Genomic DNA, 12044 nt, shown 5'->3' with positions numbered 1-12044 from the left:
GGGGGGGGGGGGGGGGGGGGGGTGGGTGGGGGTTTTGGTGTGGTGTTTTTCCCCTCCCCCCCCCCCCCCCCCCCCCCCCCCCCCCCACCACCGTGCGCGACGGCGTCCTGCACGGACGGCGGCCGCCCCGACTTCCAGGTTTACCCATTCGGCTCTGCGAACATGTCGGCGAAGTGTCGGGAAGGATAATTTTCCCCTTCCGCGCCGCTCAATCCCCGGGTCATTCGCCGAATCGGACACGGCAGGTCGTCAAGATGGCGCGATGTCCCCCGTCGGCAGCACTCCCCAGTCGCGGAGAGTGACGAACAGGAGTTCGGCCAACTGGCCCTCTTTGTCGAGTTCGATCAAGGTTCCGGCGTCGATCCACCGGGCTTCGTCGGCGTCATCCCCTGCACGGAGAGTGCCGCCGGTGACCGCGCAGCCGTAGTCGTGGATGTCGTACCGGCCGCGGCGGGCGTTGCCGACGTAGCTGCCCGGTATCACGTCGAGCCCCGTCTCTTCGCGCATTTCCCGGATCACGGCCGCTTCGTCCGTTTCGCCTGGTTCCACGCGTCCGCCGGGGACCGACCACAGCCCCCGTCCGGGTTCATTCGCGCGCCGGATCAGCAGCAGCCGCCCGAGTTCGTCGTGGACGATGCCGCCGACACAGCGGACGGTGCTGTCCGAAACGGTGGTCATTCCCGAATGGTAGACGCGGGCTTCCTGACAATGGCTGTCCTGTACACGGAGAGTAGCCGTACGGTACACTTCCCCTCGCCGGCTGACCCAAGCGCGGGACTTCCCTCCCGCGCCGGTGGAAGGTGCGGTACAAAATGAATAGCCAGTATCCGCAGTCAGTCACCGTAAGAGACAGGATTGATCGCTGTGAACGCGAAAAAGCTCCTCACTTTCGCAGGAATCGCGTTGGTGCTGTTCTTCGTGATCGCGCAGCCAGGTCAGGCCGCGGGCCTCGTGGGAAACATCATCGGCTTCCTGCGTGACTCGGCCGAATCGGTGATCACCTTCGTCAGCAGCGTCTTCAGCTAGCGGGGGAGTGGATACTCTATCGGTATGTTCGCCCCACGCGATCCAGACGAGTATCTCCTCGACACCGAACGGCGGGTCATCAGGATCCGCCGGCACTGGGCTGTGCTGTTGTGGGAAACCTTCGAGACGGCCGCGTTGCTGGCCGTCTGCGTTCTGTTCTCCTACCTGTTGCCGCCCGCCGCGTGGGTCATCCAGAACATCCTCTGGTATGCCGCGTTGCTCATCATCCTGCGCTTCGCGTACGAGGTGATGGAGTGGTGGGTCGAGCGCCTGGTGGTCACGGACAAGCGGTTCGTGATGACCACCGGTGTCTTCACCACGAAAGTGCTGATGATGCCGATCACCAAGGTCACCGACCTCACCTACGAACGTTCGGCGTGGGGCCGGATGATGGGGTACGGGACCATGGTGGTCGAGTCCGCCGGTCAGATCCAGGCGCTGAACCGCATCGACTACCTGCCGAAGCCGGAAGAGTTCTACGACACGATCTCCGAGCTCGTCTTCGGCGACAAGCAGAAGCAGGCCGAGCGCTTTTCGATGATCAAGGCGCAGCGCGCGGCACGCGGCAAGAAGAAGGTCGGTTAGCGCAGGTCCCGGAGTCGCTGTGACCTGGAGCATCGTCGATACTGAGCGGCGATGCGCATCGACCTGCACGCCCACTCCACCGCCTCCGACGGCACCGACAGCCCTGCCGGGCTGGTCGCCGCTGCCGCGAAGGCGGGCCTCGACGTCGTCGCGATCACCGATCACGACACCACGGCCGGCTGGGCCCCGGCCGCCGAGGCACTCCCGCAAGGGCTCACCCTGGTGCCCGGCGCCGAGTTGTCCACGATCTCCGTCGACCCGGTGACCGGACGGCATATCAGCGTCCATCTGCTCGCGTACCTCTTCGACCCGGCGTCGCCGGCGGTCGTCGCCGAGCAAGCCCGGCTGCGATCGGAGCGGCGATGGCGGCTGCGCGTGATGGCCGAGCGGATGGCCGCCGACGGCCTGCCGGTCGATCCCGACGAGGTCATGTCGCTGCTGCCCGAGGACGGTTCGGCCGGACGGCCCCACCTCGCGCAGGCACTGGTGCGGGCCGGCGTCGTCTCGTCGGTGAACGAGGCCTTCGGGAGCTACCTCGGCAACGGGAGCGGATACTTCGTGGCGCGCCAGGACACGCTCGTGGAGGACGCGATCGACATGATCGCGGCGGCGGGCGGGGTCACCGTCATCGCGCATCCCTTCGCCTACACGCGCGGCGCGACCATCACCGTCGACGTGCTCGCCGGGCTGGCAGGGCACGGCCTCACCGGTGTCGAGGTCGATCACCCGAACCACGACGAGGAGACGCGCGTCCGGCTGCACGGGCTGGCGGGGGAGCTGGGGCTCGTGCGCACCGGGTCGAGCGACTACCACGGTACGAACAAGACCATCGATCTCGGCGACGAGACCACCGATCCGGTCGCATTCGAAGAACTCGTCGCGCGGGCGACCGGCTACGAGGTCGTGACCCGGTGACGGTCACGGACTTCTTCGACGCGCGCCTGTTCATGAGCGCGACGATCACGCTGATCGTCATCATGGACCCGCCCGGCACGGTGCCGGTGTTCCTGAGCCTGACCGGCCGGAAATCGGTGGCGTTCCGCGCCAAGGCCGCGCGGCAGGCGGTGCTGGTCTCGTTGCTGGTGATCTCGCTGTTCGCCGTTGCGGGACAAGCGATCCTGTCCTACCTCGGCATCGGGATCCCGGCGCTGCAGGGCGCGGGCGGGCTGTTGCTGCTGCTCATCGCGCTGCAACTGCTCACCGGTAAGACCGGCGGCGAGGCCGAGGCGGCGAGCGACGACGTCAACGTCGCGCTCGTGCCGCTCGGGACGCCGCTGCTCGCCGGCCCGGGCGCGATCGCCGCGACCATCGTCTTCGTACGGCAGGCCGATGGACACGTCGGCGCGTACGTGGCTCTCGCGCTTTCGATCGTGACGGTGCACTTCGTGCTGTACCTGTGCATGCGGTACTCGGGCGTGGTCATCCGGCTGATCAAGGAAAGCGGGATCACGCTGCTGGCGAAGATCGCCGGTCTGCTGCTGGCCGCGATCGCGGTCGAGCTGGTGGCGAACTCGGTGAAGGGCTTCATCTCGGGCACGTGACCGGGCGCCGGTGATAGCAAAGGTCCCTTGCTCTCTTCCGTGCATCGGGCGGCCGTGAAGGCCTCCTTCACGGACCCTGGGTCCCTCAAGGAGGCCTTCACGGACCGGCACGCTCGGCTGAGGCCCGAAGCGATAGCAAAGGTCCCTTGCTCCCTTCCTGGGGATCCCCTCGAAAAATGTCGGTGGGGGTGCGTAGCGTTGCGGGCGGGGTGATCCGATGGAGCAGATTGGTTTCGACTTCGGTGTCGAGGCGCCGCGCAAGCTGACGAAAGTCTCGCCCGCGCGCCTCGCGACGTTCGAAGATTGCCCGCGCCGCTACCGCATGTCGTATCTGGACCGCCCGTCCCCGACACGCACCGGCGCGTGGGCGCACAGCACGCTCGGTGCGGTGGTGCACAACGCTTTGCGGGCGTTGTTCGACCTGCCGGTGATCAAGCGTGTGCCGCAGCGGGCGATGGCGCTCGTCGCCGAGCACTGGAAGGACGCCGGGTTCGAAGACACCGACCAGGCGGCCCGGTATCGAGCCAGGGCGAAGGCATGGGTCGCGGAGTACGTCGAGCACAACGACGTCAGTGTCGATCCGGTCGGGTTGGAGCGCTGGGTTTCGGCGCCCGTCACGCTCGAGCCGGGCAGCGGGCCCAGCCTCATCATCGAGGGCCGCGCCGACCGCATCGACCAGCGCGGCCGGGAATTGGTGATCATCGACTACAAGACCGGTCGTCGTGAGCCGGACGAGTACGAGGCGCGCTCTTCGCAGGCTTTGGCGCTGTACGCGGTCGCCGCGGCTCGGACGCTGCGGTCACCGTGCTACCAGGTCGAGTTGCACCACGTGCCCACCGGGACCATCGCGGCCGCCGAGCACACCGAGGAGAGCCTCAAGCGGCATCTCCAACGTGCCGACGAGACCGCCGGAGACCTGCGCCTGGCAACGGATACGCTGGACGCCGGCGGCGACGAGGACGTGTTGTTCCCGGCGCGCCCGGGCCGCCGTTGCTCATGGTGCGACTTCCGGCCCAGTTGCGCGGCAGGCCGAGAGGCCGGGCCCGCGGCTCAGCCGTGGGAGTTGCTGGCGCCCTAGATTCTCCAGATTCGACGATTGGACAGGCGAGGACGTGTCGTCACCGGACACCGAAAAGCTCGCGACCACACCCCCGCCCACGGAGCGGAACGAGCGCGAGGCGCCCGAAGGCGGCCGGTTCTGGCGCGGGCTGACCGGATCGCTCGCGGCCGGGATGGCCGTGCTGGCGGTGTGCGTCGTCTCGATCGCCGTGATCTGTCTGTTCAGCGGTGCGCCGGGTCCGGGTCTCCTGATGCTGATCGGCCACCCGGTCGCCGCGATACTCGCCTTGCTGGCGCAACGGGTCGTCGATGGGCGTACTGGCCGCGTCGCGGGCTTCGCGGGTCTCGGCGTGGTGGTGAGCGTGACGGCCGCGCTGAGCTTGTTCTGGTGGAACTGACCGCGGCAGGAAAGTGCCATCGACCGGAGAAAAGCCTCCCGTCCCTGCGAAACTGTGGCTCACTGGGCACGTCGTAGATGAACACGCTGCCCCGCAGCGAGGACGAAGGGCACCGTCGATGACTTACCCACCCCAGCCAGGACAGCCCGACCAGGGCCATGGCGGGCAGCAGTACCCAGGACAGCAGCACCCAGAACAGCAACACCCGGGCCAGCAGCACCCAGAACAGCAACACCCGGGCCAGCAGTATCCACAACAGCAGTATCAGCAGGGCGGTTACGACCAGAGCGGCGCGTACCCGCAGCAGCAGTACCCCGGCCACGGCCAGCAGCAGTACGGACAGAACCAGCAATACGGACAGGGCTTCGGCGGGCCGCCCGCGCCGCCGAAGAACGGCAAGACCGCCCTGCTGGTGGGCATCGCCGCCGCCGCCGTGGTGGTGCTCACGCTGGGTATCACCGGGTTCGTCGCTCCCGGGTTCTTCCTGAGCGACGACAAGGCCGGCAAACCGTCCGGTCCGGAAGGCACCGCGCAGGCGATCATCGACGGCATCAACGCCCACGACAGGACCGCGTTGACGGCGCTCAAATGCACGAACGCCGAAAAGGACATCGACCAGGTCATCGATCGAGTCAGCGAGGCGTCGGACGCCACGCTCGGAGCGGTCACGAAGGTCTCCGAAACCAAGTACACGGTGGCCGTCACGCTGACCATCGCGGGACGACCCGGCACCGCCACCGGCACGCTCGCGAGCGAAGACGGCAAGTGGTGCTGGAAGGAAGTCAGCCGGCTGCGCACCAGGTCCTCGACGACGCGCTGACGGGCGGCGGTGGCAAGGGGCCTTTGCTATCGCCTGCCGGTCACTTGAGCGCGACCAGGGTCGGGCCGCGTTGCTCCAGCAGCACCGGACCGACCGAAGAGAGCACCACCGGGCCGGTGTAGCCACGCCTGTCGACGCCGACGGTGCGGATCGTGGCGCCGGTCGTCTCGTCGAGCACGGCGAGCCCGCCCTGGATGGGCACGACCAGCTGTTCCCCGAAGGTCACGCCGGGGCCGGCGGCGTTGTTCAGAGTCCAGCGCGGCGTGAGGTCTTCGCGCGAGAACGCCATGGTCTTCGAACCGGTGAACCAGTAGAAGCCCTGCGCGGTCCACGCGGTCGTCATGACGCCGCCCACCGGATCCTGCGTGATGTCCGCGTCGGGCACGTCGAGCGGGTACGCCGACTTCTGCAACCCGTCGCCGCCATAGATGACCAGCAGTTTCTGTTCGGGCAGCACGATCAGCGCGAGATCGCCGGACATCGCGACGACCTTCGCGTTCTTGCCGGCGAGCACTGTGCTGTAGTCGACCTTCGGGTCGTCGGCTTCGTCGTTGGTCGCGCGGTAGACGGTGAAGCGGTCGGCCGGGTCGCCGGGGCAACGCTCGATCACGCCGATCTTGCCCCCCGCGGCGGCCACCGTGCCGTAGGTGCAGCCGGTCCTCGGCTGCTTGTTCGGGTTCACGATGGCGGGGACCTGGCCGTACTCCATGCTCTTGACCAGGTCGTCGCGCCAGGTGTTCAGCAGCTTCTTGCCGGTGGTGGTGACGTGCGATCCGTCGACGACCAGCCGGGTCCCGAGTTCGGCGTCGCCGTTGCGCTGCGCCGTGCGGCGCCCGGTGCCGGCGTCGAGCTGGGTGACCTCGCTACAGCCGGTGTCCTTGCGATACACCGCGTCCACCTTGATCCCGGCGAGCGCGACGGTGCACAGCTCGAGATCGCGGGCGTAACGCCACCGGACGTCGCCGGTGTACGGGTCACGGCCGAGCACCTCGCCCTTGTCCGCGGTGACGACGCTGTTGGCCTCGCCGATCGGGACGGGCGTCGAAGAACTCGGTGCCTGCCACAGCTCGGTCAGCGAGCCGGGCACTTCCGCCGGAGCGGGCGGGAGCCCGGGCGGCAGGGTGGCGGCGACCTGTGCGACTGTCGCCGCGTTGTCGCTGTTCACGCCGATCACGACGCCGGTGACGGCGACGACCACCACGATCGCCGCGGCGGTCGCCCGATCCCGCGTACGGTTCCACGGCGAGCGCCGGGCGCGTTTCCCGCCCGGCGGTGGCTCGGTGTCCACCGCCGCGCCGGGTTCGGCGTCCAGCACGTCCTCGGTGCCGATCGCGCTTTCGGCCGTCTGCGGTTCGACACCGTTCGACGGCTGTTCGGGTTCGGCGGGCACGGGCCGCGCCGGTTCGTCGTCCGGCGCGGCGTCCCAGCGTTCGCTCACGTGCCCCTAGCTCCCCACGTCGCGGTCTGCGTTCTTACCGTGAACCCGCGACCGCGATCTCGTCGCCAGTGCGCCGACCGGTCGCACACCTCACGGTGTCCGAGGCAGGCGCCCTGCCGCCGAGATCGCGGGGCCGTTCGGCCGGGGCGGGTTCACTTTTGTGGCTGGTGCCGCAGTGAGGCTTCAGCTCCGCCAGGCGGTCTGAAGCTCTCAGTCTGCCGACGCAGGTGTATCAGAAGTCGCCGAGGGACGGCGACGGCGGCGTCGGCGAGCCGGACGCTCGGCGCTGTCGCCTGCCTCCTTCTCGACCGCCGGGCCGCTGACCTCCGGGCTCGGCTTCGCGGCGCCGCGGCTGCGGCGACGGGTCCGCGTGCGGCCTTCTGACGAGACTTCGCCCTCGGTGCCTTCCGCCGGAGCGTCCGCGGCGTCCGCGGCTTCGATCTTGGCGGCCGCGTCCGCACCGCCACGGGTCCGCTTGCGCGGGGTGCGGTTGCGCTTGCGGGGCGCTTCTTCTTCGTCCTTCGAGCCCTGTCCCTGGCTCTGGCCTTGGCCACGGCCGCGGCGCTTGCCGCCCAGGTCTTCCTCGACCTCGGCCGAAAGACCGGCGCGGGTCCGCTTCGACAGCGGGAGGCGCCCGGTGGTGCCCTCGGGAATGCCCAGGTCGCTGAACAGGTGCTTCGACGACGAGTACGTCTCGGCGGGCTCGGGCATGTCGAGGCCGAGGGTGTCGGAGATCAGCTTCCAGCGAGGCTCGTCGTCCCAGTCGACGAGGGTGATCGCGACACCGGTGCGCCCGGCGCGGCCGGTGCGGCCGATCCGGTGGACGTAGGTCTTCTCGTCCTCCGGCGTCTGGTAGTTGATCACGTGCGTGACGTCGTCGATGTCGATGCCGCGGGCGGCGACGTCGGTGGCGACCAGCACGTCGACCTTGCCGGAGCGGAACGCGCGCAGCGCCTGCTCGCGGGCGCCCTGGCCAAGGTCACCGTGCACGGCGGCGGCGGCGAAGCCACGCTCGACGAGCTCGTCGGCGACCTTCTGCGCGGTGCGCTTGGTGCGGGTGAAGATCATCGTCAGGCCACGGCCTTCGGCCTGCAGCGCGCGGGCGATCAGCTCGGGCTTGTCCATCGAGTGCGCCCGGTAGACGAACTGGGTAGTGCGCTCGTGGATGGCGCCGGCGTCGTTCTCCTCGGCGCGGATGTGCGTCGGCTGGGTGAGGAACGTACGGGCCAGCGTGATGATCGGGCCCGGCATGGTCGCCGAGAACAGCATCGTCTGGCGCTTGTCCGGGACCATCCGCAGGATGCGCTCGATGTCGGGCAGGAAGCCCAGGTCGAGCATCTCGTCGGCCTCGTCCAGCACCAGACCGCGGACCTTGCCCAGCACCAGGTGCTTCTGCTCGGCCAGATCCAGCAGGCGGCCCGGGGTGCCGATCACGACGTCGACGCCGCTGCGGAGCGCCGCGATCTGCGACTCGTAGGGGCGGCCACCGTAGATGGCCAGTGTGCGGATGCCGAGGTGCTTGCCCGCGCCCTTGAGGTCGTTCGCGACCTGGATGCACAGCTCACGGGTCGGCACGACGACCAGTACCTGCGGGGTGCCGTCGCCGGGGACCTCGACGCGATGCAGCAGCGGGACGCCGAAGCCCAGCGTCTTGCCCATACCGGTGCGGGCCTGGCCGATCAGGTCGTCGCCGGCCATGGCCAGCGGCAGCGTGAGGGCCTGGATGGCGAAGGTGCGCTCGATCCCGGCCTCGCTCAGCGCCTTCACGATCTCCGGCTTGACGCCGAAGGAGGCGAAGGAGGGGGCTTCGGGTTCCACCGGTGCGCCCGCCTGCAGCGGGTGCGACACGTCGAGCGCCGCCGGGCCTGACTCGCTGTGCTCCAGCGCGACGGCCTCCGGAACGCCGGTGGGGTTCTCTTCGGTTGTGGTTTCGTTCGTGGTCAGGGTGCTCGCCTCTCTCGTGACCAGCGCGCACTGCCCTGGTCACCGATCGACACTCGACCACGAAAATTCGCTCGGGCTCCGCGCTACTGGCGCTGAAGCGGCCCTTCGTGGGAATGCCGCAGGATGGCGTGCACGCACATCATTCTTGCGCTGATCAGGGCCGCACCGGCTGTCCTTCAGCCGCAGCAGCGTCCCGATCCGGGACGGATGATCCGTCGTATCCGATCGCCAGTGTACCTGGTCTGCGGTTTTCGGATAGTCCCCGCCGCGCAGATGGCGGTGGGGTGGCTCTCTTTCCGGCCGAAACCCCACCGCGCCGACGGAGGTGGGATCGGTCTCTTCCCTGCCTGGTGAGGGTGTTCGGCGATACCCTTTCCGCCGTGACGGAGGCAAAGCAGATCAGTGAAGGCGTAGTCGATTTGCTCGGCGTACTCGCCTATGGGGAATTGTCCGCATTCGATCGCATGGCCGAGGACGCGCGCACCGCGCCGACGCTGTCCGGCCGGGCCGCGCTGGCGTCCATGGCGGCCGCCGAGATCGGGCACTACGACCTGCTCACCAAGCACCTCGCCGGGCACGGCGTCGCGATCGAGGACGCGATGAGGCCGTTCGTCGGGCACATCGACGCCTGGCACGCCTCCACGGCGCCGCGTTCCTGGCTCGAGTCACTGGTGAAGGCCTACGTCGGCGACGGACTCGCGGCGGATCTCTACCGCGAGATGGCCAGCTGGCTCGACCCCGAGACCAAGGATCTGGTGCTCACCGTGCTCGCCGACACGGGGCACTCCGCGTTCGCCGAACGCGAAGTCGCGGCCGGGATCGAGGCAGACCCGAAGGCCCGCGACAAACTCGCGCTGTGGGGCCGTCGCCTGCTGGGCGAGGCGTTGACGCAGGCCCAGTACGTCGTCGCCGAGCGGGACGGGCTCGCCGAACTGATCGTCGAAGGTTCGGGCGACCTTTCGGGAATCGCCGCGCTGTTCCGCCGGTTGCAGCAGGGGCACACCAAACGCATGCAGGTGCTGGGGCTCGGCTGACGTCTCTTCGGCTAGCCTTGGCGGGGCCAGCAATTACGAACTTTCAAGCGGAGGTCCCACGTGGAGGTCAAGATCGGCATCAAGGACACGCCGCGAGAGCTCGTGGTGTCCAGCGGCCAGTCGCCCGACGAGGTCGAGGAACTGGTCGCGAACGCCTTGAGGGCCGGCGACGGGATCTTCCGCCTCGACGACGAAAAGGGCCGGAAGTACATCGTGCCCACCGACCGGATCGCCTACGTCGAGATCGCGGCGTCGGACGTTCGCAAGGTCGGCTTCGCTGTGGGTGGTTAACCCGATCGGGTTGTAGTCGGATGTCACAGTGGCGTCACCGCCGCGTCTCAGCCAGCTCTCAGATTTGATCGTCACGCTAAGGCGGGGACGGCAGGGGGCCTAGCCGAGAAATGAGGTGGACGGCGTCACTGTGATGGACCGCGCGCTGGTCGACGGCGTGCGTACAGTTCCCGACCAAGGCAAACGGATCGCTGGGCGGCTGACCGGCATCGACGTCGCCCGCGGCCTGGCCGTCCTCGGCATGTACGCGGTACATGTCGGTCCAGATCCCGCCAGAGGCGGCGTCGGGGTGCTGTTCAAACCGTTCGAAGGACACTCCGCGGCGTTGTTCGCGGTACTGGCCGGGGTCTCGATCGCCCTGATGTCCGGCGGACGCCGTCCGAAGATGGGCCGCGACCGGACGCGAGTCGCGCTCAAGCTGGCGACCCGGGCACCGCTGCTGGTGGCGTTGGGGCTGTGGCTGACCAGCCTCGAGACCGGCTACATGGTGATCCTGGCCTACTACGGGGCCTGTTTCCTCTTCGTGATCCCGTGGCTGCGCGCGGGCGCGAAGGCCCTGGCGATCGCCGCGGTCGTCGTCGCCGTGGCGGGCCCGCTGCTCTCGCATCTGATCAGAGCGCACCTGCTTCCCCGCGACCTGCTCTTCTTCGCGCCGGACCTGACCGCGGACGATGTCACGTCGACCGGATTGCTGAAGGCCGCGACCGTTCTCGTCCTGACCGGAACCTTTCCCGCGTTGACGCTGATGGCGTACGTGTTCGCGGGGATGTCGCTCGGGCGGATGGACCTGACCTCGCGCAGCGTATGCCGCCGGCTGTTCTTCGGCGGGTCGGCGCTCGCGGTGGGCGGCTACGTCGTGTCCTGGATCGCGACCGGGCCGCTCGGTGGCATGCAGGCCGTCTACCGCTCACTCGAACCGGCCGCCGCGCAGGCGGGGATGACATCGCCGGAATTCTTCCGGCTCCATCAGACCTGGATCCACGGCACGCCGCCGACCACCAGCTGGGCCTGGGAATTGCTGCCGACGGGCACTTCGTACACGCCGTTCGACCTGCTGATCTCGATCGGGATCGCGGCGGCGGTGATCGGCGGCTGCCAGCTGCTGATGCCGAAGTTCGAACGCGTGCTGCGGCCGCTTTCGGATCTGGGCGGGCGGGTGCTGAGCGCGTACGTGCTGCATTTCGTGGCGATCGCGCTGCTGTGGGACGAGAGCGACGGCGATTCGATCTTCAGCGTGCTGCACTTCGTCGAGTTCTCGGCGGTCGCGCTGACCGCGGCCGTGTTGTGGCGGAGGTTCGTCGGGCGCGGGCCGCTGGAATGGGCGATGAACAAGCTGTCAAGCTGGCCGAAGTACCTGCTGTCCGCTGGGCGGGTGCCCGCTCAGCGGCGCGGCTGACCTGCGAAAAGAGAGCAAGGGACCTTTGCTCTCTTTTGTTAGCGTGCTAACGAACGAGAGCAAAGGTCCCTTGCTCTCCTCGCGTTCGGGGGCAGCCGCGAGGTACATGGAGGCACCCTTCCTTGCGCTAGACGCAAGGGTCCCGGCGAAGTCGGACCGGTGGCGCACTTGGCGATTCGAACTGGACTTCCGAAGGGCGCGGTCGACAGGGTGTCTTGAGCATCGAGTGTCCATTAAGGACGCTATTAGACCGCCGGATGTCCATTTGATGCCTATATGTACGTTTTTCGACTGAGGTCGTGAGTGAGAATGAGGGCTAGAACCGTCTTTTTCACTCACGACCCGGTCGGAAAACGCCCGAATCGGACACTGTCGCCCCTCCGATGTCCCTTGTGGACAGTCGAGAAGGTGTCATGCCACTGTGGCGAGCCCGCCTCTGTCGCCGCAACACCCACTTGACCAGCGGTTATGCGACTCACTGGGCTCTCACGCTAGGCGCGAGGAAGGGGGCC

13 protein-coding genes are annotated in these 12044 nt (G+C 68.3%); 10 read left to right on the top strand and 3 right to left on the bottom strand.

Annotated features, from left to right (window positions below; translation table 11 throughout):
• Positions 1-249 precede the first annotated feature (249 nt).
• Positions 250-678, bottom strand: coding sequence for an NUDIX hydrolase (locus tag ACZ6DT_RS24765; RefSeq protein ID WP_465599328.1), 429 nt, complete (start codon positions 676-678; stop codon positions 250-252).
• Positions 679-864: 186 nt separating this feature from the next.
• Here ACZ6DT_RS24765 and ACZ6DT_RS24760 point away from each other — a divergent pair, with 186 nt between their 5' ends.
• The 7 genes from ACZ6DT_RS24760 (at position 865) to ACZ6DT_RS24730 (ending at position 5429) form a co-directional block, all read left to right on the top strand.
• Positions 865-1026: a hypothetical protein gene (locus ACZ6DT_RS24760; protein ID WP_169812906.1), complete on the top strand. Its 162-nt coding sequence runs from the start codon at positions 865-867 to the stop codon at positions 1024-1026.
• Positions 1027-1050: 24 nt separating this feature from the next.
• Positions 1051-1611 (top strand): PH domain-containing protein, encoded by a 561-nt coding sequence (locus ACZ6DT_RS24755; RefSeq protein WP_465599325.1) that lies wholly within the window; start codon positions 1051-1053, stop codon positions 1609-1611.
• Positions 1612-1662: 51 nt separating this feature from the next.
• Positions 1663-2526, top strand: coding sequence for a PHP domain-containing protein (locus tag ACZ6DT_RS24750; protein WP_465599323.1), 864 nt, complete (start codon positions 1663-1665; stop codon positions 2524-2526).
• The gene (locus ACZ6DT_RS24745; RefSeq protein ID WP_465599321.1) at positions 2523-3152 is read left to right on the top strand and encodes a MarC family protein; all 630 of its coding nucleotides are present in this window, start codon (positions 2523-2525) and stop codon (positions 3150-3152) included. Before ACZ6DT_RS24750 ends, ACZ6DT_RS24745 begins: the two co-directional genes overlap by 4 nt.
• Positions 3153-3369: 217 nt before the next feature.
• Complete coding sequence (locus ACZ6DT_RS24740; protein WP_465599319.1) at positions 3370-4230, top strand: RecB family exonuclease; 861 nt, start codon at positions 3370-3372, stop codon at positions 4228-4230.
• Between the two features lie 34 nt (positions 4231-4264).
• Entirely contained in the window at positions 4265-4609 is a 345-nt protein-coding gene (locus tag ACZ6DT_RS24735) for a hypothetical protein (protein WP_465599317.1), read from the top strand.
• A gap of 118 nt (positions 4610-4727) precedes the next feature.
• Positions 4728-5429 carry a hypothetical protein gene (locus ACZ6DT_RS24730; protein WP_465599315.1) on the top strand — a complete coding sequence of 234 codons (702 nt, stop codon included), beginning with the start codon at positions 4728-4730 and terminating at the stop codon, positions 5427-5429.
• Between the two features lie 40 nt (positions 5430-5469).
• On the opposite strand, the gene ACZ6DT_RS24725 is transcribed toward ACZ6DT_RS24730, so the two are convergent.
• Both ACZ6DT_RS24725 and ACZ6DT_RS24720 read right to left on the bottom strand, forming a co-directional pair.
• Positions 5470-6867, bottom strand: a complete 1398-nt coding sequence (locus ACZ6DT_RS24725) for an Rv3212 family protein (protein WP_465599313.1) — start codon at positions 6865-6867, stop codon at positions 5470-5472.
• Between the two features lie 210 nt (positions 6868-7077).
• Positions 7078-8685, bottom strand: a complete 1608-nt coding sequence (locus tag ACZ6DT_RS24720; RefSeq protein WP_465599650.1) for a DEAD/DEAH box helicase — start codon at positions 8683-8685, stop codon at positions 7078-7080.
• A gap of 506 nt (positions 8686-9191) precedes the next feature.
• On the opposite strand from ACZ6DT_RS24720, the gene ACZ6DT_RS24715 reads away from it, so the two are divergent.
• From ACZ6DT_RS24715 to ACZ6DT_RS24705, 3 genes are all read left to right on the top strand, one after another.
• Entirely contained in the window at positions 9192-9845 is a 654-nt protein-coding gene (locus ACZ6DT_RS24715; RefSeq protein ID WP_034313407.1) for a ferritin-like fold-containing protein, read from the top strand.
• A 60-nt stretch (positions 9846-9905) separates the two neighbouring features.
• Complete coding sequence (locus tag ACZ6DT_RS24710) at positions 9906-10136, top strand: DUF3107 domain-containing protein (RefSeq protein WP_465599311.1); 231 nt, start codon at positions 9906-9908, stop codon at positions 10134-10136.
• 115 nt (positions 10137-10251) lie between these two features.
• A complete protein-coding gene (locus ACZ6DT_RS24705; protein ID WP_465599309.1) occupies positions 10252-11532 on the top strand; it encodes a heparan-alpha-glucosaminide N-acetyltransferase domain-containing protein in 1281 nt (426 codons plus the stop codon).
• The last annotated feature ends 512 nt before the right edge of the window (positions 11533-12044 follow it).

The organism is Amycolatopsis sp. NPDC041971 (assembly GCF_055588925.1).
Note: the sequence above shows the minus strand (reverse complement) of the source record. Positions and strands in the feature narration are given on the sequence as shown.